Origin of the sequence: Microbacterium karelineae, from assembly GCF_009745985.1 — a bacterium.
Classification (GTDB): domain Bacteria; phylum Actinomycetota; class Actinomycetes; order Actinomycetales; family Microbacteriaceae; genus Microbacterium; species Microbacterium karelineae.
Window position 1 is genome coordinate 460,430 of the sequence record NZ_WFIX01000191.1, and the last position, 21,558, is coordinate 481,987.

The 21,558-nt window shown below is 72.4% G+C and carries 16 protein-coding genes; 8 read left to right on the plus strand and 8 right to left on the minus strand.

Features of this window, described 5'->3' with window-relative positions:
• Positions 1-2: 2 nt before the first annotated feature.
• A complete protein-coding gene (locus GB932_RS18575) occupies positions 3-1,514 on the minus strand; it encodes a glycoside hydrolase family 43 protein (RefSeq protein WP_156762169.1) in 1,512 nt (503 codons plus the stop codon).
• Positions 1,515-1,592: 78 nt separating this feature from the next.
• Here GB932_RS18575 and GB932_RS18580 point away from each other — a divergent pair, with 78 nt between their 5' ends.
• Positions 1,593-2,651 carry a M24 family metallopeptidase gene (locus GB932_RS18580; RefSeq protein ID WP_156762170.1) on the plus strand — a complete coding sequence of 353 codons (1,059 nt, stop codon included), beginning with the start codon at positions 1,593-1,595 and terminating at the stop codon, positions 2,649-2,651.
• Between the two features lie 27 nt (positions 2,652-2,678).
• Here GB932_RS18580 and GB932_RS18585 read toward each other — a convergent pair whose 3' ends face one another.
• Positions 2,679-3,509: a DUF6807 family protein gene (locus GB932_RS18585; protein ID WP_156762171.1), complete on the minus strand. Its 831-nt coding sequence runs from the start codon at positions 3,507-3,509 to the stop codon at positions 2,679-2,681.
• Between the two features lie 233 nt (positions 3,510-3,742).
• Here GB932_RS18585 and GB932_RS18590 point away from each other — a divergent pair, with 233 nt between their 5' ends.
• The 6 genes from GB932_RS18590 to GB932_RS18615 all read left to right on the plus strand — a co-directional run bounded on the left by GB932_RS18590 (position 3,743) and on the right by GB932_RS18615 (position 12,009).
• A complete protein-coding gene (locus tag GB932_RS18590; RefSeq protein ID WP_156762172.1) occupies positions 3,743-6,178 on the plus strand; it encodes a right-handed parallel beta-helix repeat-containing protein in 2,436 nt (811 codons plus the stop codon).
• A gap of 110 nt (positions 6,179-6,288) precedes the next feature.
• Entirely contained in the window at positions 6,289-7,644 is a 1,356-nt protein-coding gene (locus GB932_RS18595; RefSeq protein WP_156762173.1) for a Gfo/Idh/MocA family protein, read from the plus strand.
• Positions 7,641-8,555 (plus strand): NAD-dependent epimerase/dehydratase family protein, encoded by a 915-nt coding sequence (locus tag GB932_RS18600; RefSeq protein WP_156762174.1) that lies wholly within the window; start codon positions 7,641-7,643, stop codon positions 8,553-8,555. The genes GB932_RS18595 and GB932_RS18600 overlap by 4 nt, the downstream gene beginning before the upstream one ends.
• The gene (locus GB932_RS18605) at positions 8,552-9,487 is read left to right on the plus strand and encodes a 5-dehydro-4-deoxyglucarate dehydratase (RefSeq protein ID WP_156762175.1); all 936 of its coding nucleotides are present in this window, start codon (positions 8,552-8,554) and stop codon (positions 9,485-9,487) included. Before GB932_RS18600 ends, GB932_RS18605 begins: the two co-directional genes overlap by 4 nt.
• Positions 9,484-10,548, plus strand: coding sequence for a mandelate racemase/muconate lactonizing enzyme family protein (locus tag GB932_RS18610; protein ID WP_156762176.1), 1,065 nt, complete (start codon positions 9,484-9,486; stop codon positions 10,546-10,548). The genes GB932_RS18605 and GB932_RS18610 overlap by 4 nt, the downstream gene beginning before the upstream one ends.
• Positions 10,549-10,587: 39 nt before the next feature.
• Positions 10,588-12,009: an aldehyde dehydrogenase (NADP(+)) gene (locus tag GB932_RS18615; protein ID WP_156762177.1), complete on the plus strand. Its 1,422-nt coding sequence runs from the start codon at positions 10,588-10,590 to the stop codon at positions 12,007-12,009.
• A gap of 78 nt (positions 12,010-12,087) precedes the next feature.
• Here the strand turns inward: GB932_RS18615 and GB932_RS18620 are convergent, their stop codons facing one another.
• Genes GB932_RS18620 through GB932_RS18640 form a run of 5 tightly spaced genes read right to left on the minus strand, consistent with a single transcriptional unit; the run spans position 12,088 to position 18,904 of the window.
• A complete protein-coding gene (locus tag GB932_RS18620) occupies positions 12,088-13,251 on the minus strand; it encodes an ROK family protein (protein ID WP_156762178.1) in 1,164 nt (387 codons plus the stop codon).
• A gap of 31 nt (positions 13,252-13,282) precedes the next feature.
• Positions 13,283-15,688 (minus strand): beta-xylosidase/alpha-l-arabinosidase, encoded by a 2,406-nt coding sequence (locus GB932_RS18625; protein ID WP_156762179.1) that lies wholly within the window; start codon positions 15,686-15,688, stop codon positions 13,283-13,285.
• A 44-nt stretch (positions 15,689-15,732) separates the two neighbouring features.
• A complete protein-coding gene (locus GB932_RS18630) occupies positions 15,733-16,611 on the minus strand; it encodes a carbohydrate ABC transporter permease (RefSeq protein WP_156762180.1) in 879 nt (292 codons plus the stop codon).
• Complete coding sequence (locus tag GB932_RS18635) at positions 16,608-17,615, minus strand: carbohydrate ABC transporter permease (RefSeq protein WP_156762181.1); 1,008 nt, start codon at positions 17,613-17,615, stop codon at positions 16,608-16,610. Before GB932_RS18635 ends, GB932_RS18630 begins: the two co-directional genes overlap by 4 nt.
• A gap of 11 nt (positions 17,616-17,626) precedes the next feature.
• Positions 17,627-18,904, minus strand: a complete 1,278-nt coding sequence (locus tag GB932_RS18640) for an extracellular solute-binding protein (RefSeq protein WP_156762182.1) — start codon at positions 18,902-18,904, stop codon at positions 17,627-17,629.
• Between the two features lie 189 nt (positions 18,905-19,093).
• On the opposite strand from GB932_RS18640, the gene GB932_RS18645 reads away from it, so the two are divergent.
• Positions 19,094-20,116 carry a LacI family DNA-binding transcriptional regulator gene (locus GB932_RS18645; protein WP_156762183.1) on the plus strand — a complete coding sequence of 341 codons (1,023 nt, stop codon included), beginning with the start codon at positions 19,094-19,096 and terminating at the stop codon, positions 20,114-20,116.
• A gap of 9 nt (positions 20,117-20,125) precedes the next feature.
• Here the strand turns inward: GB932_RS18645 and GB932_RS18650 are convergent, their stop codons facing one another.
• Positions 20,126-21,529, minus strand: coding sequence for a GH1 family beta-glucosidase (locus GB932_RS18650; RefSeq protein ID WP_156762184.1), 1,404 nt, complete (start codon positions 21,527-21,529; stop codon positions 20,126-20,128).
• Positions 21,530-21,558 lie beyond the last annotated feature (29 nt).

Genomic DNA, 21,558 nt, shown 5'->3' on the forward strand with positions numbered 1-21,558 from the left:
GGTCAATCCTCGTCCAGATCGATGCGGAAGTGGGTGAAGGTCCCGACGGCGTCCGGCGCGCCGTAGCCGCTCCCGGCGAACAGGGCGACCTCCGCGCCGATCCACTGACCCTCCGCGGCCATGACTCCGGGATCCACGTCGACCGAGGATCCTCCCGCCGTGATCGTCGCGGTGATGGCCGCGTCGGCGCCGCACGCGAGCTCGACCTCCGCCTCGCCCGCGACGGGCCACCGCGCGATGACGTGCTCGGCGAGGTCGTCCCTCCCACGCGCGGCGACGACCGCCTCGTCGCCGGAGGCCGTGCGGCGGATGCCCGCCCACACGTAGTCGCGGCCGAGGATCGCGAGGCCGGCGCGGGATCCCACGGGCCCCTCGAGGGCGACGCCCACGCGCGACCGCGACGCCATCCCCGGGAGAGGCTGGCCGAGCACGCGCGGCAGGACCCGCACATTGCCGGCGTCCTCGCTCGAACGCAGGCGCAGCGCCCCGCTCCCGGGGACGATCGCCTCGGGATCCGGGTTCGCCTGCCACGTCCAGTACGGGCCGGGGACGCCGGCGGCGAAGTCGTCGTCGCGGGCGAGCGTGCGTCGCCCCTGTGCGGTGCCGTGGGGTGACGGATACGTCAGGACGGGCTCGTCCGGCCCGCCGTCGACCGCCGCCCCCATGAGGGGCCATCCGTCCTCACCCCAGGACATGGGCTGCAGGTGCACGACGCGCCCGAACGGGCCGCGATCCTGGAAGTGGAGGAACCAGTCGCGGCCGTCGGGCGATGACACCCAGGCCCCCTGGTGCGGGCCGTTGACGGGCGTGGAACCCTGCGCGAGCACGATCCTCTCCTCGTAGGGCCCGTAGGGCTCGCGCGAGCGGAAGGCGGCCTGCCAGCCCGTCGCGACGCCGCCCGCGGGGGCGAGGATCCAGTACCAGCCGTCCCGCGCATAGAACTTCGGCCCCTCGAGCGTCATCCACCCGTCGAGCAGCGCGCCGTCGATCACGTCGCGCGCCGGGGAGAGCACCTCGCGCAGCTCGGGATCGACCTCCGCGACCGAGAGCACGTTCTTGCGGCCCGCGCGCGAGCGCGCCCAGCCGTGCACGAGATAGGCCCGCCCATCGTCGTCCCACAGCGGGCACGGATCGATGAGGCCGAGGCCCCCGAGCAGCAGGTGCGGCGCGCTCCACGGGCCGGCCGGATCGGTGGCGGTGACGACGAAGATCCCCTGATCGGGGTCGGGGTACACGATGAAGTACACGCCGCCGTGGTGGCGGATCGACGGCGCCCAGACGCCGCCCCCGTGGCGCGGCACGTCGAACCATGGGCGCGGCTCGACGGCGGGGAGCGCGTCGCCGACGCGCTCCCAGTTCACGAGGTCGTCCGACACGTACACGGGCAGGCCCGGCGCGCGGTTGAAGCTCGACGCCGTCATGACGTACCTGTCGCCGACGCGGATCGCGTCGGGATCCGGCAGATCGGCGTCGATGATCGGATTCCGGTAATGGTGCTCGCCCGTGAGGTTCATCGACACCAGCCTACATGAGAAACCGGTTACTGATAGGCTCGCGCCACCGCAGACCTCTCCGATCGACACGAGGAGACCATGACTCATCGCAACGACGCGAACGCCGACCGCCCCGTCAAGATCGCGAGGATCCGGCGGATCCTCGCCGATCGCGGGGCGCCCGCCCTCCATCTCGCCTCCCCCGCCGCGCTCGCATGGCTCTTCGACGGGGCCCGCACGGGCGTCCCGCTCGGCGGCGCCCCCGTGTTCTCGGCGACGGTCGACGCCGACGGCGGCGTGCGGGTGACGACCCTCGCGAACGAGGCGGACCGCCTCGCCGAGGAGGAGATCTGCGGCACGGTCGAGTGGGACGTCGTGCCGTGGCACGCGGCGCTCGACACCGCTGTTCCGGGGGCGCTCCGCGAGGGCGACGCGATGGCCGAGCTGCGCGCGGCGCGCGCCGTCCTGACGCCCGCCGAACGCGACCGCTATCGCGCGCTCGGGACCGACACGGCCCGCGCGGTCACGCGGATCCTCGAACGCGCGGAGCCGACCTGGACCGAGCGCGAGCTCGCCGGACGCCTCGCGCGCGCGGCCTACGAGATCGGTGCGGAGCCGGCCGTCGCCCTCGTCGCGGGCGAGAGCCGCGGGCGCGTCCCCCATCCGATCCCCACGGATGCGCCGCTCGGGCACCGCGCCCTCGCGGTCGTGACGACGGTGCGCCACGGGCTGCATGCGAGCATGTCGCGCTGGGTGCGCTTCGGCGGCGAGGATCCGTTCGCCGACACCGAGGCCGCGCTGCGCGACGTCGAGGCCGATGCGTTCGCCGCGACGCGCGCGGGCCGCCGCCTCGGCGACGTGCTGGCCGACGTCGCCTCGGCCTACGCGCGGCACGGCTTCGGCGACGACGCGTGGCGCGCACACCACCAGGGTGGGCCGACAGGCTACGCGGGCCGCGACCCCAAGGCGCACCCCGACGCCGACGAGATCCTCGACGCCCCGCAGGCCTTCGCGTGGAACCCGTGGGTTCCCGGCGCGAAGCTCGAGGACACCGTGATCGCGTGCGACGACGGCATCGAGGTCCTCACCCGCGATGCGGCCTGGCCGACGGTCGACGTGCGCGGCCTCGCGCGCCCCGTCACCCTCGTCCGGGACTGAGCGCGGGCGCGAGCGCGCCCGGCGCGCTCACGCCGAGAGGGCGACCCCCGGATCCAGGGCGCCGATCAGGCCCGCCGCGACGGCGGCCGGATCGCTCGGCGCGCCGTCGAGGATCGCGACCGCGAGGTCGAGCCGCAGGGTCTGACCGGCGGGCAGGATCCGGCGGTCGTCGACGGCGACGGCCGGGCCGAAGCCGACGTATCCGGTCGCGCGCACGAACCACGGCATGTCCGTCGCGGTCGTGGCCGCGACGAGCGACGCCGCAACGCCGTCCACGGCGAGCCACGGCGAACGGGATCCATGCGCGACCGCCTCACCCGCGCCGTCGGCGGAGCGCAGCCGCGCGCTGGTGAACGGCGTGCGCCAGAACAGCCCCCCGTAGAACGCGCCATCGCGCCCATTGGTCTGCGGGCTGCCGAAGGTCACGTCGCCATCGCGCGCCTCGAGCTCGGACACCCACACGATCTCGCGGCCGCCCTCGGCGTCGCGCACCACGATCGAGCGGCGCTCGTCGAGCACGACGCCCCCGCGCCGGGCGCACCACTCGATGCGCTCCGTCAGACGATCGCCGTCTCGGTGACGGTCGACGACCCGTTGCGCCCCGTGATTGTCGAGCAGCGTGGAGCCGCGACCCCGCACGTACGTGCGGCCGCCCCAGAAGCTCGTGCCGTCGACATCGGGGAGCGCGGCGCTCAGGCCGAGGTGGTGCAGGTGGTCGTCGGGCCCGACATCGGTCACGGGCGCGCCGCCGCGCGATGTCGCCACGAGGAACGGCCTCGGCGAGCGCACGGGCGCGACATCGGCGCCGTCGTCGTATGCGACGACCGCGTCGCCCTGCCCCAGAAGTGTCGTTCTCATGCTCGCTCCTTCGCGCTGCTCCGGGCGGAAGACCCCGGAGGACGTGGTCCGGTCCTGGTCGGCCATGACGCCGACACGGGTGGAAGATCTGCCGCCGATCGCTCGGCGTCCCGTTGACACCCCCTCGCGTCATCCGTAGGATCCTTTCAGAGAAACCGGTTTCTTGCAACCGATCCCGACGCCTCCCCGTGGCGCCGCATCCGCATTCTCGACGCATCTCGAAGAGGAGATCCATGTCACTGCTGCGCACATTCACCAGAGGAGCCGTCGCGGCCCTCTCCGCCGGCGCCCTCGTCGCGGCCTCGGCGCCCGCATCCGCCTCCGATGGCGCGGCCGCCGAGGCCGCGACGAACGCCGAACGCTGGCAGATCGCCGACGTCGGGTCAGGCGCGGGATCCGGAGGGGAGGTCACCGAGAACGCCGACGGCACCCTCACCTTCGACGCGCGCGCCAGCGGGAGCAAGCTCGCCTCGAGCGAGGACGGCTTCCAGTACTTCTTCACCGAGATCGACCCCGAGGCCGAGAACTTCACCCTCACCGGCACGTTCCGCGTCGACGACGCCGCGGCGAAGGACGGCCAGTCCGGATTCGGCGTCATCGCCGTGGACGACCTCGTCGCCGGCTCGTCGCGCGACCGGTACTTCAACTCCGCCGGCGCGCTCATCACCCGATACGGCGAAGGGACGGGCGCGACGATCAACGGAGCGCCGGGAGGACGCTTCGTGCGCGGGTACACCGGCGCGACCGACGACGCCACGGCCGGCGCCCGCGACACGTCCGGCTCGGCGGTGTTCGATCCCGACCACCGCGCCGAGCTCGGCACATCCTCGCGCTTCGAGACCGGCGACGAGTACGAGCTCACGCTGCGCCGCTCGAACACGGGATTCCACGCCATCTGGCACCGCGACGGCGACGACGCCGAGGTCATCGCCTACGAGCCCGAGATGCTCCTGCAGCAGGACGGCGAGGCGCTGTACGTCGGCTTCGCGGTCGCGCGCAAGATCGCCGTCACCGTGACGGACTGGTCGTTCCACACGATCCGCCCCGAAGACGACGACGCCGCGGAGGAGCGCCCGGTCGAGTACGTCGAGCCCACCCTCGACGTCGACGTGACCACGACGACGCCCAGGGACGCGCTCGAGATCCCTGTCACCGCGAACTTCCACGGCACGGGCGAGATCCTCGGCGCCGGAGGCGCCGTCCTCGCGAGCGACATCGCGCTCTCCCCCGGCGAGCGGGCGACCGCGACGGTGCCCCTCGACGCCGGCGCGAACGATCTGACCGTGCGCGCGACCCCCTCCGACGAGCAGCCGCAGCTGGCCGCACACGAGCGCCTCGCCTCGCTGGATCCGGTCGAGACCCCGCACACCGTGACGATGCGCGCCTACGGCGAGCCCGGCCGGTCGCTCCGGGTCGCGCCCGACGGATCCGCCGACGGCGACGGATCCCCCGCCGATCCCCTCGACCTGCACACGGCCGTCGCCTTCGCGCAGCCGGGACAGCAGATCGTCCTCGAGGGCGGCACCTACTCCCCGACCTCGGCGATCGTCGTCGAACGCGGCCGCGACGGCGGCGAGGGCGAGCCGATCGTGCTCATGTCGACGCCCGGCGACCGCGCGACGCTCGACCTGTCGAACTCCGTCGGCGGCGGCCTGCACATCCGCGGCGACTGGTGGCACGTGCACGACCTCGAGATCACGGGATCCGGCGACAAGCAGAAGCCGATGCACATCGAGGGCCATCACAACGTGATCGAGCGGGTCGAGTCGCACCACAACAGCGACACCGGCATCCAGATCTCCGGCCGCTCGAGCGAGCCGTCGTCGATGTGGCCGTCGCACAACCTCGTGGTCTCGTCCATCTCGCACAACAACGCCGACGAGGGGGGAAACGACGCCGACGGCTTCGCCGCGAAGCTCACGGTCGGCGAGGGCAATGTGTTCCGCTACGACATCGCCTACAACAACATCGACGATGGGTGGGACCTCTACGCGAAGTCGACGAGCGGCCCGATCGGCACGGTCGTGGTCGAGGACTCCGTCGCCTATGCGAACGGCGTGCTCGAAGATGATCCGGCGGCGACGGGCGAGGGCAACGGGTTCAAGCTCGGCGGCGAGTCGATCCCCGGAGACCACCTGCTGCGGAACGCGCTCGCATTCGACAACCTCGGCACCGGCGTCACCTCGAACTCCGGCCCCGACGTCCGCCTCGACCGCGTGACCTCGGTCGACAACGCCAGGGGCGTGCGCCTCGAGACGGGCGCCGCGGCGACCGCCTACGAGGCGACGGGCGTGCTGTCGTGGGGCGGCGCGGCATCCGACGCGCTCGGCCTGAAGCAGGACGACACCTCGCTGCTCGACGATCCGACGAACTTCTTCGACGGCGCCCACGGATCCGACCAGGTCTCGGCCGACTGGTTCGCGAGCACCGATCGCGAGGCGGCGCGCCCCGAGATCGCCGCCGACGGCTCGATCGAGACGCACGGGCTGTTCGAGCTGACGAACGCCGCGCCCGAGAGCACGGGCGCCCGGTTCGCGGCGAACCCCGCCCCGACGAGCCTCCGCGTGCTGCCGCCCGTCGCGCCGGCCCATGACGACCGCCCCGGGCGCGGCCACGGCCGCGACAAGGGCGAGGATCACCCCGGACAGGGCCACGGCACGCGCCCCTGAGTGCGCCGAGCCGGGGCCCGTGCGGCGGGCCCCGGTTTGACACCCCGCACACACAGGACGACAATCGGAAGACCCTGAGAAACCGCTTTCTCACCCCATCGAGGAGAGTCATGACCACCCGCCGCTTCGCCCTCATCGGCACGGGATCCCGCGCCCAGATGTACCTCGGCGCGCTCGCCGGCACGCACGCCGACGCCGGCGTGCTCGTCGCCTGGGCCGATCCCAACTCCGGGCGCATCGACTGGTCGCAGCGCGAGCACCCGCAGCTGGGCGACCCGCGCCGCTTCGACGTCGCGGACCTCGCACGCGTCGTCCGCGAGGAGCGGATCGACGCGGTGGTCGTGACGAGCCCCGACCACACGCACGCGCGCCACGTGGTGACCGCCCTCGAGGCCGGGGCCGACGCGATCGTCGAGAAGCCCCTCACGATCGACGAGCAGGGCGTCCGCGACATCGCCGATGCGGCCGAGCGCACGGGCCGCAAGGTGACGATCACCTTCAACTACCGATACTCGCCCCGCAACTCCGAGCTGCGGCGAGTCATCGCCTCGGGAGAGATCGGCGAGGTCACGAGCGTCCACTTCGAGTGGGTCCTCGACACGGCCCACGGGGCCGACTACTTCCGCCGCTGGCACCGCGAGAAGCAGAACTCCGGCGGGCTGCTCATCCACAAGTCGAGCCACCACTTCGACCTCGTGAACTGGTGGATCGGCGACGTCCCCTCCCGCGTGTTCGCGTCGGGGGCCCTGCGCTTCTACGGCGCCGAGAACGCGCGCCGCCGCGGGCTCGGCGAGCGCGCACCGCGCGGATCCGTCGACGATCCCCGCACCGACGCGTTCAGCCTCGACATGCGCGCCGACGACAAGCTGCGCGGGCTGTACCTCGAACAGGAGTCGCATGATGGCTACCAGCGCGACCGCGATGTGTTCGACGAGGGCATCACGATCGAGGACAACCTCTCGCTCATCGTCGACTACGACCGCGGGTCGACGATGACCTACTCGCTCAACGCCCACTCGCCGTGGGAGGGCTACACCGTCGCCGTCAACGGCACGAAGGGCCGCGCCGAGCTGACGGTCGTCGAGCGCGGCAGCGTCCTCATCGACGAGGACGGCCGCACCGTCGTCGACCCGAGCGCCCGCCCCGACCTCGTGACCGCCGACGCCGCGCGCCCCGCCGGCGAGCGGCTCGTCGTGCAGACGCACTTCTCCCCCGCCCGCGAAGTGCCGATCCCCCAGGGCGAGGGCGGGCACGGCGGCGGCGACCAGATGCTGCTCGACGACGTCTTCCGCGGCCCCGGCGAGGATCCCCTCGGGCTGACGGCCGACTGGACCGACGGCGTCCGCAGCGTCGTCGTCGGGATCGCCGGAAACCGCTCGCTCGCCGCGCAGCAGCCCGTCCGCATCGCCGACCTCGACCTCGGGTCGGCCTCGGCCGCGATGGGCTCCGAGGGGAGCGCACGATGAGCCGCATCGTCGTCACGGGAGGCGCCGGCCGCCTCGGTCGCAGCGTCGTCACCGCCCTCGCCGATGCCGGGCACGAGGTCTTCTCCTTCGACCGCGAGAAGCTCGAGGGCCTCGCGGCCGAGCAGGTCTCGGTCGACCTCCTCGATCCGGACGAGACGCGCCGGGCGTTCGAGCGGATCCGCCCCGCCGTCGTCGTGCACCTCGCGGCGATCGCCGTCCCGGGCGCCCTGCCCGACCCCGACATCTTCCGCATCAACACGCAGCTCGTGTGGTCGGTCCTCGCGGCCGCGCTCGACTCCGGCACGGGATCCCTCCTGCTCGCCTCGAGCCCCACCGTGATCGGCTACGGGTCCCCGAGCGGCTGGGCGCCCGAGCGCCTCCCCCTCGACGAGGACCACCCCGTCGCGCCGTGGAACGGCTACGCCGCGTCGAAGGTGGCGATGGAGCAGATCGTGCAGATGGCGGTGCGCCAGCACGGCGACCGCATGAGCTTCGGCGTCTTCCGCCCCTGCTACGTGATCGCCCCCGAGGAGTGGGCGGGCGCGCCGACCCAGCAGGGCCACACGGTCGCCGAGCGCATCGCCGATCCCACACTGTCGGCCGTCGCCCTGTTCAACTACGTCGACGCCCGCGACGCCGGCGAGTTCGTCGCCGCGTGGATCGCCGGCGCCAGCGACGTGCCGAACGGATCCACCTTCTTCGTCGGCGCCCCCGACGCCCTCGCAGACGGCGACACCGCCGTCGCCGTGCGTGCGCACCTGCCCGCGCTGGCCCCGCTCTCCCACCAGCTGACGGGCACCGAGTCCGTCTTCTCGAGCGCCCGCGCCGAGCGGCTGCTCGGCTGGCGCGCCACACGGCTGTGGCGCGACCAGCTCACCCGCACACCCGTCCCCCAGGAGGCGACACGATGACCGCTCTCGAGATCCCCGACCGCGTGCTCTTCTTCCCCGTCACGGCGTTCGACGACCGCGACCGCGTCGACGAGGAGCTCGTGGCCCGCCATGTAGCCGACCGTGTCGCAGACAGCCCCGGCGCCGTGTTCGCGGCGTGCGGCACCGGCGAGTTCCACGCGCTCTCCCTCGACGACTACCGCGCCGTCGTGCGCGCCTCCGTCGCCGCCACGGACGGCGCCGTCCCCGTGCTCGGCGGAGCCGGCGGTCCCCTCGGCCATGCGCTCGCCTGCGCGCGCACCGCCGCCGAGGAGGGCGCCGACGGCCTGCTCGTCATGCCGCCCTACCTCGTGGGCGCCCCCCAGGAGGGCCTCGTCGCGTACGTCGAGCAGATCGCCGCGGAGACAGAGCTGCCGATCATCGCGTATCACCGCGCGAACGCGCAGTTCACCCCCGAGTCCGTCCGGCGCCTTCTCCAGAACCCGCGCGTCGTGGGCATCAAGGACGGCGCGGGCGACCTCGCCGTCGCCCAGCAGTTCGTGCTCGAGGCCGAGCGCTCCGGACGCGAGATCCTCTTCTTCAACGGCCTGCTGACGGCCGAGATGACGCAGGCCGCGTACTCCGCGATCGGCATCCCGATGTACTCCTCGGCCGCGTTCGCGATGGCCCCCACCGCCACAGCGAGCTTCTTCACGGCCCTCCGCGGCGACGACGACGCTACGCGCCGTCTGCTTCTCGACGAGTTCTTCACGCCGCTCGTCGCGCTTCGAGACGAGGTGCCCGGGTTCGCGATCTCGCTCGTGAAGGCCGGTGTGCGCCTCGGCGGCATCCCCGTCGGGTCGGTGCGGGCACCGCTCACCGACCCGACACCCGAGCAGACCGAGCGGCTCGCGCGCATCCTCGCCCGCGGCGAGGAGCTCGCCGAGTCCCGCGCGGAGGCGCGAGCCGCATGACGACGCCCAGCATCGCGTCGCTCGACACGCGGCTCATCACGATCCCCCTCGTCCGTCCCTGGGGCGAGGCCGTGCGCGAGCTGCACGTGATCGCGACCCGCGTGCGCGACTCCGACGGAGGCACGGGGCACGGATTCAGCTGGACGCCGACGATCGGTGCGCACGCGGTCGAGCAGATGCTCGCACACGACATCGCCGACTTCGCACGCGGCCGCGACGCGGATCCGTCGATCTGGCACGACGCGTGGGCCCACCTGCACGAGGCCGGATCCGGCGGCGTGACGACGATCGCGCTCGCGGGCCTCGACCTCGCGCTGTGGGACCTCGCGGCGCGCCGCGCGGGCACGAGCGTGACCGACCTCATCGGCCGCCGGCACGACGCGCTGCCCGCCTACGGCAGCGGGGTGAACCTGCATTACGCGCAGGACGAGCTCGTCGCGCAGGTGACGCGATGGGTGGAGCAGGGCTTCCGCGCCGTGAAGATCAAGGTCGGCAGCCCCGACCTGGCGCGCGACGTCGCCCGCGTCGCCGCCGTACGCGAGGTGCTCGGCGCCGAGAGGCGGCTCATGATCGACGCCAACCAGCGGTGGGATCTCGACGCCGCGACGCGCGCGACGGAGCGGCTCGCGGAGTTCTCGCCCGACTGGATCGAAGAGCCCCTGCGCGCCGACGACATCGCGGGCCACGCCGAGCTGCGCCGCCGCATCGACGTCCCCGTCGCGCTCGGCGAGAACCTCCACACGATCCACCGCTTCCGCGACGCGATCGACGCCGGCGCGGTCGATGTCGTCCAGCCCAACATCGTGCGGGTCGGCGGCATCACGCCGTTCCTCGAGATCGCGGACCTCGCGCGCGAGCGCGGCACGCGGCTCGCCCCGCATCTGCTGCCGGAGCTCTCGTCGCAGCTCGCGTACTGCCTCCCCGAGGAGACCTGGGTGGAGGACGTCGAGGACGCGGGCTTCGCGCAGCTCGGCGCCCTCGCCGAACCGACGGGCCTGTCGATCGAAGACGGCACCGCCCGCGGCGGTCCCGTTCTCGGGCTCGGCCTCCGCTTCACCTGATCCGCCGCTCGACCCCTGATCTGCCACGAGGATGGACGCATGACCCCCACCACACCGGAACACGTCGACGAGCTGTGCCGGCACGCGGCCCGCGCCTTCGCCGAGACCCGCCGCGCCGACGACGCCACGCGCGCCGCCTGGCTGCGGGCGGGCGCCGACGCGCTCGACGCCGCCGCGGACGAGCTCGTCACGATCGCCGACGACGAGACCCGCCTGGGATCCCCGCGGCTGCCGGGCGAGCTGAAGCGCACGACGAACCAGCTGCGCCTGTTCGCCGACGTCGTCACGGAGGGCTCGTATCTCGAGGCGACGATCGACCATCCGAACCCCGATACGGTGCCCCCGATCCCCGATCTGCGCCGGATGCTGCGCCCCCTCGGCCCCGTCGCCGTGTTCGCGGCCTCGAACTTCCCGTTCGCGTTCTCGGTTGCAGGCGGAGACACGGCGTCGGCCCTCGCGGTCGGCTGCCCCGTGATCGTGAAGGCGCACTCCGGCCACCCGACGCTGTCGCGGCACGTGTTCGAGATCCTCGAGCGGGCGCTGCGCGAGGCGGGCGCCCCCGACGGGATCCTCGGCCTCGTCGACGGACGCGCGGCGGGCGTCGCCCTCGCCGAGCATCCCGCGATCACGGCCGTCGGCTTCACGGGATCCATCCCCGGCGGGCGCGCGATCCACGACGCCGTCGCGGCGCGGCCCGCGCCGATCCCCTTCTTCGGCGAGCTCGGCTCGCTGAACCCCGTCGTCGTCACGGCCGCGGCGGACCGCGCCCGCGGCGCGGCGCTCGCGGAGGGGCTCGCGGGCTCGTTCCAGCTCGGCGTCGGCCAGTTCTGCACGAAGCCGGGCGTCGTGTTCGTGCCCCGGGGATCCGCTCTCGAGGGCGCGATCGCCGGACACGTCGGGGACGCGGGCCGGATGCTGACCGATCGGATCGCGGACGGCTTCGCCGCGGGCGCGGCGCGCGTGCGCGAGGTGCCGGGGGTCGACGCCGTCGCCGCGGGCGAGGGATCCCTCGTCGCGGCCTGCGATGCATCGACGCTCGCGGCGCACGCCGAGGTGCTGCTCGAGGAGGTCTTCGGGCCTTTCACACTGCTCGTCCGATACGCCGACGAACAGGAGCTGCTCGGCGGCCTCGCACTCATGGAGGGCAATCTCACGGCGACGCTGCACGCCGAGGACGACGACGACGTCGACGCCGTGCTCGCCGCCCTCGAGGAGCTCGCCGGTCGCGTCCTGTTCACGGGATGGCCGACGGGCGTGGCCGTGAGCTGGGCCCAGCACCACGGCGGCCCCTGGCCGGCGACGACGAGCCAGCACACCTCGGTCGGCGCCACTGCGGTGCGCCGCTTCCTCCGCCCCATCGCGTACCAGGAGGCCCCGGAGCGGGCGCTGCCGCCCGCGCTGCGCGAGTCGAACCCGCTCGGCATCCCCCGCCGCGTCGACGGCGCGCTCGTGCTGCCGTAGCTTCCCCCTTTTCCACGAGTCTTCACCGAGTCCTCTGCGAATCAACGCGGACTCGGTGAGGACTTGTGGACTCGCGGCTCAGCCGGCGAGCGGGTCGGCCACGACGCGCTCGAAGACGCGCTCGGCCGCGCCGATGAGGAGCCGGTCGCGGCCGAGTGCGGCGGCGCGGATCTCGAGGTTCTCCGCCGGGGCCTCGAGCATGTGCGCGCGCACGCCCGCGTCGAAGTCCTCGGCCGCCGTCCCCCGCAGCGTCGCGAGGAAGCCGCCCAGCACGATCATCGACGGGTTGAGCACGTTGGCGGCGTTCGCGAGCGTCGCCTGCAGGATCCGCCGCTGCCGCTCGACCTCCTCGGCGACGTCGTCATGCGCCGCGGCGAGCGCGGAGGCGAGCGCCTCGTCGTCGCCGCCCGGCAGGCCGACGGCCGCGAGGAGCCGGCTGCGGTTCACCTCGTCCTCGAGCACGCCGCCCGGAGCGCGGCGATCGCCGTCGACGCTGAGGCTCGGCTGATTCTGACCCCACTCGCCCGCGTAGCCGCCGGCGCCGCCGACGCCCGCGCCGCGCAGGATGACCCCGCCGCCGATGCCGCTCGCGCCGCCGTTGAGGTAGACGACGTCGTGGTGGTCGCGCGCCGCGCCGAACAGCCACTCCGCGACGGCGCCGAGCGAGGCGTCGTTGCCGACCGCGGCATCCAGCCCCGTCGCCTCGGCGATGGGGCGGGCGAGGTCGACGTCGCGCCACGCGAGGTGAGGGGCGTTCCGGACGATCCCGTCCGAGGCGCGCACGAGCCCGGGAACGGCGGCGCCGACGCCGATGGTGCGCGCGCCGCGCAGCGGCCCGGCCCGCCAGCCGTCGAGGATCGCCGCGACCCGCGAGGCCGTCTCGTCGGGCGTCAGCAGATGCCCGACCTCCTCGCGCACGCGCAGGCGCACGGATCCGCCGAGCGAGACCGCGCCCACCTCGAGCGCGTCGACCTCGGGGTTCACTGCGATCGCGACGACATCGGCCGACGGCACCACGACGGGCGACGGGCGCCCGACGCGGCGGGTGGGGTCCGGCTCCCGCTCGGACACGAGGTCGCTGCCCGCGAGCGTGACGACGAGATCCGCGATCGTCGAGCGGTTCAGGCCCGTCTGCTGGGTGAGTGCCGCCCGTGAGATGGCGCCGGCGTGGTGCACGAGGCGCAGCACCGTCCCGAGGTTGGCGCGCCTGACGCCCTCGACATTGGATCCGCGCATCGGCATGTGAGCAAGCCTATCGAGAGGCGGGCCGGGCTCACGCGATGCGGACTCCGACCAGGCGGCTGTCCGATGCCCGCACCTCGTGCACGGGGCCCGTGAGGCGCAGCACGCGGCGCGGGGTGGCCGTGCCCTCGATCGCCGTGCGCTCCGTGGCACGCTCGTTGCTGATGACGCCGCCCGTCGTCTCGTCGGCGTCGTTCGATGTCACGCCGGCCTCGGCGTGGGATCCGACCCACACCTCGACGTCGCCCGGCTCGACGACGCGCACCATGCGGCGGTCCGAGAAGGCGAGGCGCTGGCTCGGCACGTCGAACGTCACGCGGAGCGACTGCCCCGGCGCGAGATCGACCCGCGCATAGCCGAGCAGCTGGGCGACGGGACGCGTCACCGACGCGACCACGTCGCGCGCGTACAGCTGCACGACGTCCGCGCCCGCGACGTCCGACGTGTTCGTGACCGTCACGGACGCCTCGAACGCGCCGCCCGCCGATGCCTCGGCGTCGCAGGCGAAGCCGTCGTAGGCGAACGTCGCATAGCCGAGGCCGAAGCCGAACGGCCGCACGGGCGTCGGGTTCGTCGACGTCACGCTCGACGGCCCGCCGAGGATCGGCCGCAGATATGAGTACGGCTGCGCCCCCGCCGCGCGCGGCAGGCTGACGGGCAGGCGTCCCGACGGCGACGCGGATCCGGTGAGGATCTGCGCGATCGCCGTCCCGCCCTCCTCGCCGGGGAAGAACGACTGCAGGACGGCCCCCGGGCGGGGGGCGGATCCGTCGAGCGCCCAGTCGACCGCATAGGGGCGGCCCGTGAGGAGCACCATGACGACGGGGGTCCCCGTCGCCGCGACGCGCTCGACGAGCTCGCGCTGCACGCCGGGCAGGTCGAGGGATGCGGTGTCGTTGCCCTCGCCGACGGATCCGCGGCCGAACAGTCCCGCCTGGTCGCCGACGACGACGATCGCGACGTCCGCGCCGGAGGCGGCGCTCACGGCCTCGTCGATCCCCGAGCGGTCCTCGCCCTCGACCTCGCAGCCGCGTGCGAGGACGATCTCGGCGTGCGGTGCCTCGGCGGCGAGCGCCTCCGCGACGGTCGGGATCTCGAAGCCGATCTCGTGGTCGGGGTGATGGCCGAGCACGTGGTTCGCGAACGAATAGCACCCCTGCAGCGCCTCGGGCCGGTCGGCGTTCGGGCCGATCACGGCGACGCGGTGCGCGGATCCGGCGAGCGGGAGCACGCCGTCGTTCGAGAGCATCACGACCGACTCGGCCGCGAGCCGGCGCGCGATGTCGCGGTGGCGGGGCGTGTCGAGGTCGATCTCCGACGGCGCCTCCGCGTCGAAGGCGCCGGGCTCGAGGAGGCCGAGCTCCTCCTTCTGGGCGAGCACGCGCAGGACCGCCCTGTCGACGAAGGCCTCGTCGAGGCGTCCGGAGCGCACGCGCTCGACGAGCGGCGCGAGGTAGGCGTCTCCCGACGGCAGCTCGACGTCGATGCCCGCCTCGAGCGCCCACTGCGCGGCCTCTCCGCGATCGGCGGCGACGGCGTGCATCACCTCGAGGAACGCGACGGCGAAGTAGTCGGCGACGACGACGCCGTCGAAGCCGAGCTCGTCGCGCAGCAGGCGCGTCAGCAGCTCCGGCTGCGATGCGACGGGCAGGCCGTCGATCTCGGCGTAGCTGTTCATGACGCTCTTCACGCCGCCATCGCGGATCGCCATCTCGAACGGCGGGACGAACACATCGGCGACCTCGCGGGGGCCGGCGTGGACGGGCGCGTGGTTGCGCCCGGCCTGAGACCCCGAGTAGCCGAGGAAGTGCTTGAGCGTGGCGTGCACTCCCGCGCCCTGCAGACCGCGCACGAAGGCCGTGCCGATCGTGCCGACGACGTACGGATCCTCGGCGATGCACTCGTCGACGCGCCCCCAGCGCGGGTCGCGGATGACGTCGAGCACGGGCGCGAGCCCCTGGTGCACGCCGAGCTCGCGCATCGAATCGCCGATCGAGGCCGCCATCTCCTCGACGAGGTCCGGGTCGAACGAGGCGCCCCAGGCGAGCGGCGTCGGGAACGTCGCCGCCCTCCACGCCGCGAGGCCCGTCAGGCATTCCTCGTGCACGATCGCGGGGATCCCGAGGCGCGTCTCGCGCACGAGGCGCCGCTGCTCCTCGCGCAGCCACGCCGCACGCTGTGCCGGCTCGACCGGTCGCGTGCCGTACACGCGGGTGTAGTGGCCGATGCCGTGCCTCGTGATCTCCGCGAGGGTGTGGTCGGCGTCGCTCGTGGCCATCTCATCGGCCATCGGGGCGACGACCTCGCCGCCCTGGTCGAGCCAGTAGCCGACGATCTGGGCCGCCTTCTCCTCGAGCGTCATCGCGTCGAGGATGTCCTGCACACGGTCCGACACCGTCGGCATCGCTGGCACGTCGGCCGTCTCGAGTGTGCTCATCGTCTGATCCTGCTCTCTGGTCTGTGTGCGAGTCGACGGTCCGGTCATCCCTTCACCGCTCCCTGCAGTCCACCGACGATCCGCTTCTCGAAGAGGCTGAAGAAGATCAGCGCCGGCACCATCGACAGCGAGGTGTAGGCGAGCACGCGGGCCGTGTCGACCGAGTACTGCGAGGCGAAGCTCTGCACCCCGAGCGGCAGGGTGAACAGGTGAGAGTCGTTCAGGATGAACAGCGGCAGCATGTACGCGTTCCACGTCGTGACGAACGCGAGGATCCCGACCGTCACGACGCCGGGAAGGCTCAGCGGGACGACCATGCGCCAGAAGAAGCCGAGTCGGCCGGTGCCGTCGATCGACGCCGCCTCCTCGAGCTCCTTCGGGATCGCCCGCAGGAACGGCACGAGGATGATGATCGTCGTCGGGAGCGCGAATGCGATCTGCGGGAGGATGATCCCGGCGAGGTTGTTCACGAGCCCGAGGTTGCGCACGAGCAGGTAGAGCGGCGTGATGGCGACCGTGACGGGAAACATGAGCCCCGCCGCGAACAGCGAGTACATCGCGCCCTTGCCGATGAAGTCGTAGCGGGCGATGACGTAGCTCGCCATGACGCCGAGCACCACGGCTCCCGCCGTCGTGCCGACGGCCGAGATCGTCGAGTTGCCCATCGCGACCCAGAAGTCGGCGCTCCCGAGCACCTCGACGTAGTTGGTCAGGACCCACGGCGCGGGGAATGCCGAGGGGTCCTCGGTGATCTGCGCGTTCGAGCGGAAGCCGCCGATGATGATGTACAGGACGGGCCCGATGCACACCGCGACGAGGATCGTGGCGAGAAGGTACGTCCAGGGGTTGCCCCACGGCTTCCGGGGGCGCCGGGGCGAGCCGTCGCGCTTCACGGCGCGCACGGCGACGGAGGTGGCGGTCATTTCGTCTTCCTTCCGCTCGGGCCCGTGACGGCGCCCGCCGTGTCGCGACGCAGGACGTAGCGCTGGTAGACGAGCGCGACGACGAGCGAGATGAGGAACAGCAGGACGGCGACGGCGTTGCCGAAGCCGTAGTTCCCGGCGAGGTGGCCGTTGAGGTACATGTAGGTCGCCATCGTCGATGTGCCGGCCGTCGCGGCGATGTACTGGCCCCAGATGATGTTGACGAGGTCGAACAGCTGCAGGGCGCCGATCATGGACAGGAACGCCCAGATCCGGATCGTCGGGCCGAGGAGCGGCAGCGTGATGTTCCACTGCGTCTTCCAGAAGCCGGCGCCGTCGATCGCGGCGGCCTCGTACAGCTCCTCGGGGATCGACTGCAGCCCCGCGAGCATGAGGATCACGGCGAAGCCGATGTACTTCCACGTGATGATGACCATCAGTGTGCCCATGGCGACGCTCGGGTCGGCCAGCCACGACTGCTGCATCCCCTCCAGGCCGATCTTGGCGAGCATCGAGTTGATCGCGCCCGAGTCCTGCAGCATGAGCGACCAGCCTGTGCCGACGACGACCTCCGAGATCACGTAGGGCACGAAGATGAGCACGCGGATGAGCGTGCGTCCGCGCATCTTCTGGTTCATCAGCAGCGCGAACAGGATCGCGAGGGGCCCCTGGAGGATGAGCGAGGCGATCACGATGACGAAGTTGTGCAGGACGGCGTCGCGGAACGTGGGGTCCTGCAGGATCAGCGCGTAGTTCTCGAAGCCGACGAAGTCGTCCGGGAAGCCGAAGCCCTTCCAGCGGAAGAAGCCGTAGAACGCCGCCATCAGCACCGGGAAGATGACGAACGCCACGAAGATGACGATGCCGGGGCCCGCGAGCAGGGCGATCTCGCCGCGCATCCGCCAATCGGGGCGGCGACGACGCGCCGGGGCCGACGACGTGGCGTCGGCCCCGGCGGCGGGCCCCTCCGACGTGCGCACCGCGTACGTTTCGGGGGAGGTCATGCGGAGCCTCCTCAGCCGCGCGCCGCGGCCTGCGTGGCCGAGTCGACCAGCTGCTCGGGCGTCCCGCTCCCGGCCAGCATCTCGACGACGGCCGCGTTCAGGGCGTTGCCGACGTTCTGGCCGAGCGAGGTGTCGAGCCACAGCACGATGTACGAGGCCTCGTTGTACGACTCCATGATCGAGGTGAGCACGGGGTCGCTCACGGCCTCCTGCGCCTCCTGCGCGACGGGGATCGCGTTGAACGCGTCGACGTACTTCTCCTGCCACTCGGGCTGGGCGATGAAGTTGAGGAACTCCTCGCACGCCTCAGACGAGTCCTGGGAGCACGAGTACCCGTCGACGCCGCCCATCATGGCGGTCGGGTCGCCGTCGCCCGCGTCGGTCGCGGGGAGCGGGAACCAGCCGAGGTCGGCGAGCGGCTCGCCCTCGGGCGTGAGGTCGGCGATGACGCCGACGTTCCAGCCGCCCATGAGCTCCATCGCCGCCTTGTGATTGGCGAGCAGGCCCGCAGAGGATCCTGCGCCCTCCTGTGCGTCGGTCGTGAGGAAGCCCTCGTTGAAGGGCTCCGTCTCGGCGAACGCCTGCAGGTTCTCCGCGGCCTCGAGCCAGCAGCCGTCGCTGAAGTCGACGTTCGCGGCGAGGTTCTCGAGCGTCTCCTGGCCGCACGCGCGGAGAGCGAACGAGTAGTACCAGTGCGCGGCGGGCCAGGCGGCCTTGGCGCCGAGCGCGATCGGCTGGATCTCGGCGGCCTTGAGCGCGTCGACGGCGTCGTTCAGCTCGTCGAAGGTCGTGGGCGTCTCGTCGATCCCGGCCTCGGCGAAGAGATCCTGGCTGTAGAAGATGCCCTCGGGGAGCACGGATACGGGGAGGCCGTACACGGATCCTTCGATCGTGAAGGCGGTGAACGGGGCCTCGCCGTACGACGCCTTCACGTCGTCGGAGATGAGGTCGCTGACGTCCTTGACGACGCCGGCGTCGACCATGTCGGCGAGCTTGCCGCCGCCGCGCGCCATGAACACATCGGGCATGTCGCCCGAGTTGGCGGCGGTCTGGAGCTTGCCGTCCATGTCCTCGTTCTGGATCGAGGTGATGGCGACGGCCGTTCCCGTCTCCTCCTCGAATGCGGCGGCGACCTCGTCCCAGTACTCCATACCGGGCCCCGTGGTCGAATTGTGCCAGAACGAGAGCGAGTTCTCGTCCGATCCCTCGGACCCACCCGCGCATCCGGCCAGTGCGAGGCTCGCAGCGGCGACGGTCGCGGCTGCTGCCCATGTCTTGCGCATCGTCATGGCGTATCTCCTCATTGAGTGGCTCTCGCCTCTTCCCCTCCGGGCGTCCGCCGCCCGGCGCGTCATCGACTCTGGCAGGATCGAACGAGGATGTCAAACGATATCGATAACGTTTTCTAAACGTGACGAGGCGCCGCGCGCCGCACACCTGCGGGCACAGGGCGGTCGCGGCGATAACGTAGGGAGACCATGGGCAGCACCTCCACGGCCGCACGCGGCCGCACGACCATCACCGACGTCGCCCGCGCCGCCGGTGTCTCCGTCGCGACGGTGTCGAAGGTCATCAACGGCCGCGACGGCGTCGCCGCCGCGACCGGCGAGCGCGTCATGAAGGTCGTCACCGAGCTCGGCTACGCCAGCTCGCTCGTCGCGACCTCCATGCGCCGCAGCCGCACGCACGTCATCGGCGTGCTCGTCGCCGAGTTCGAGCCGTTCGCCCTCCAGCTGCTGCACGGCGTGTCCGAGGCCCTGAGCGACACCGACTACGACATCCTCGCCTACGCGGGCGCCGTGTCGAGCGGATCGCACCTCGGCTGGGAGAGCCGCTCGCTCTCGCGCCTCGGCGGCACGCTCATCGACGGGGCGGTCGTCGTCACCCCGACCGTGCGGCTGCCGGAGACGAGCATGCCGATCGTCGCGATCGACCCCCACACGGGCCCCGCGAGCCCCGCCACGGTCGACACCGACAACCTCCGTGGCGCGCGCGATGCGACGGCGCACCTCATCTCGCTCGGGCACCGCCGCATCGCGCACCTGCGCGGGCGCGGCGACCTCGAGTCGGCGCGGCTGCGCGAACAGGGATACCGCGAGGCGCTGCGCGCGGCGGGCATCGAGGAGGATCCGTCGCTCGTCGCGGAGGGCGGCTACCGTCCCGCGGAGGCCGCCGACGGCGCCGCCGCGCTCCTGGACATGCCCACTCCCCCGACCGCGATCTTCGCCGCGAACGACCTCTCGGCGATCGAGACGATGCGCGTCGCCGCGGAGCGCGGGATCCGGATCCCCGAGGACCTCTCTCTCGTCGGCTTCGACGACGTGCCGGAGGCGGCGTCCGCGACGCCGCCCCTCACGACCGTGCGCCAGCCGCTGGCCGCGATGGGCCGATCGGCCGTCGACCTGCTCGTGCGCATGATCGACGACGGGGCCGAGCCGACCCACATCCGGATGTCGGCCGACCTCGTCGTGCGCGGATCGACGGCGCCGCCGCGCGGGTGACGGGGCCTCTCAGGCGTCCTGCTGGGCGATGACGCCCGACAGCCAGCGCGCGCTGTCCTTGACGGTGCGCTCGCGGGTGTCGTAGTCGACGCGCACGATCCCGAATCGCTTCGAGTAGCCGAATCCCCATTCGAAGTTGTCGAGAAGCGACCACACGAGGTATCCGCGCAGGTCGACGCCGCGATCCATCGCCCTGCGCGCGGCACCGAAGTGGCGGGCGAGGTAGTCGATGCGATCCGCGTCGTGCACGCGCGGACCCTCCGCCGTCGCGGTGACCTCGTCACGGAACGCGGCGCCGTTCTCGGTGATCATGAGCGGCACCTCGGGGAACTGCTCCGCCAGCGACACGAGCAGGTCCTCGAGCCCGTCGGGCGCGATGTTCCACCCCATGTCCGTGTGCGGTCCGTCCTGCGGAAGGAACTCGACGTCATCGAGACCCGGCCACGGGGATCCGCCGACGTCCTTGTGCCCGTCGTTGCGCACCTTCTCGCCCGCGCCGTCCCAGGTGCGCACGGTCACGGTCGAGTAGTAGTTGACGCCGAGCAGGTCGAGCCTCTGGTGGATCTGCTCCAGGTCGCCGTCACGCACGAACGACCAATCGGTCACGCTCGCCGTCCTCGCGAGGAGGTCGTCGTCGTACCGCCCCCTCAGCATGGGACTCGTGAACGCGCGGTTCGCGAGCGCCTCGACGCCGCGCACCGCCTCGTCCTCACCGCGGGCGACGTGGAAGTTCAGGGTGACCGAGACGTCGGGGTCGTTCGTCGCCGCGCGCCGGATCTCCGGCACGGCGAGGCCGTGCGCCAGATTCAGGTGGTGCACCGCGGCGAGCGCGGCTGCGCCGTCCGTGCGTCCCGGCGCATGCGCCCCCGAACCGTATCCGAGATAGGCGGAGCACCAGGGCTCGTTGAGCGTCGTCCAAGTGCGCACGCGATCGCCCAGGTGGGCGACCGTATGCGCGGCGTACTCCGCGAAGCGCGCGGAGGTCTCGCGATTCGCCCAGCCGCCCGCGTCCTCGAGCTCCTGCGGCAGGTCCCAGTGGTAAAGCGTGGCGATCGGCCGGATGCCCCGCTCGAGCAGCCCGTCGACGAGGCGTGAGTAGAAGCCGATCCCCTCGGGGCTCACGACCGAGCCGGCGTTCGGCAGCACCCGCGACCAGGAGATCGAGAACCGGTAGGCCTCGAGCCCGAGATCCGCCATGAGGTCGAGGTCGTCGTCCATCAGATGGTAGTGGTCGCAGGCGACATCGCCCGTGTCTCCGTTCCAGGTGCGCCCTGGCGTGTGGCTGAACGTGTCCCAGATCGACGGCGTGCGGCCGCCCTCGGCCACGGCGCCCTCGACCTGGTAGGAGGCGGTCGCGGATCCGATGACGAATCCGGCCGGGAACTGCAGTGGGATGTCGCGGTGGTCGGTCATGATCGTACGCTCCTGTGGGTTGGGGGTCG

Excerpts from the sequence above, each read along its gene's own strand:
- GB932_RS18575 (WP_156762169.1), bottom strand. The coding sequence starts at position 1,514 with ATGAACCTCACGGGCGAGCACCATTACCGGAATCCGATCATCGACGCC.
- GB932_RS18580 (WP_156762170.1), top strand. The coding sequence starts at position 1,593 with ATGACTCATCGCAACGACGCGAACGCCGACCGCCCCGTCAAGATCGCG.
- GB932_RS18585 (WP_156762171.1), bottom strand. The coding sequence starts at position 3,509 with ATGAGAACGACACTTCTGGGGCAGGGCGACGCGGTCGTCGCATACGAC.
- GB932_RS18590 (WP_156762172.1), top strand. The coding sequence starts at position 3,743 with ATGTCACTGCTGCGCACATTCACCAGAGGAGCCGTCGCGGCCCTCTCC.
- GB932_RS18595 (WP_156762173.1), top strand. The coding sequence starts at position 6,289 with ATGACCACCCGCCGCTTCGCCCTCATCGGCACGGGATCCCGCGCCCAG.
- GB932_RS18600 (WP_156762174.1), top strand. The coding sequence starts at position 7,641 with ATGAGCCGCATCGTCGTCACGGGAGGCGCCGGCCGCCTCGGTCGCAGC.
- GB932_RS18605 (WP_156762175.1), top strand. The coding sequence starts at position 8,552 with ATGACCGCTCTCGAGATCCCCGACCGCGTGCTCTTCTTCCCCGTCACG.
- GB932_RS18610 (WP_156762176.1), top strand. The coding sequence starts at position 9,484 with ATGACGACGCCCAGCATCGCGTCGCTCGACACGCGGCTCATCACGATC.
- GB932_RS18615 (WP_156762177.1), top strand. The coding sequence starts at position 10,588 with ATGACCCCCACCACACCGGAACACGTCGACGAGCTGTGCCGGCACGCG.
- GB932_RS18620 (WP_156762178.1), bottom strand. The coding sequence starts at position 13,251 with ATGCCGATGCGCGGATCCAATGTCGAGGGCGTCAGGCGCGCCAACCTC.
- GB932_RS18625 (WP_156762179.1), bottom strand. The coding sequence starts at position 15,688 with ATGAGCACACTCGAGACGGCCGACGTGCCAGCGATGCCGACGGTGTCG.
- GB932_RS18630 (WP_156762180.1), bottom strand. The coding sequence starts at position 16,611 with ATGACCGCCACCTCCGTCGCCGTGCGCGCCGTGAAGCGCGACGGCTCG.
- GB932_RS18635 (WP_156762181.1), bottom strand. The coding sequence starts at position 17,615 with ATGACCTCCCCCGAAACGTACGCGGTGCGCACGTCGGAGGGGCCCGCC.
- GB932_RS18640 (WP_156762182.1), bottom strand. The coding sequence starts at position 18,904 with ATGACGATGCGCAAGACATGGGCAGCAGCCGCGACCGTCGCCGCTGCG.
- GB932_RS18645 (WP_156762183.1), top strand. The coding sequence starts at position 19,094 with ATGGGCAGCACCTCCACGGCCGCACGCGGCCGCACGACCATCACCGAC.
- GB932_RS18650 (WP_156762184.1), bottom strand. The coding sequence starts at position 21,529 with ATGACCGACCACCGCGACATCCCACTGCAGTTCCCGGCCGGATTCGTC.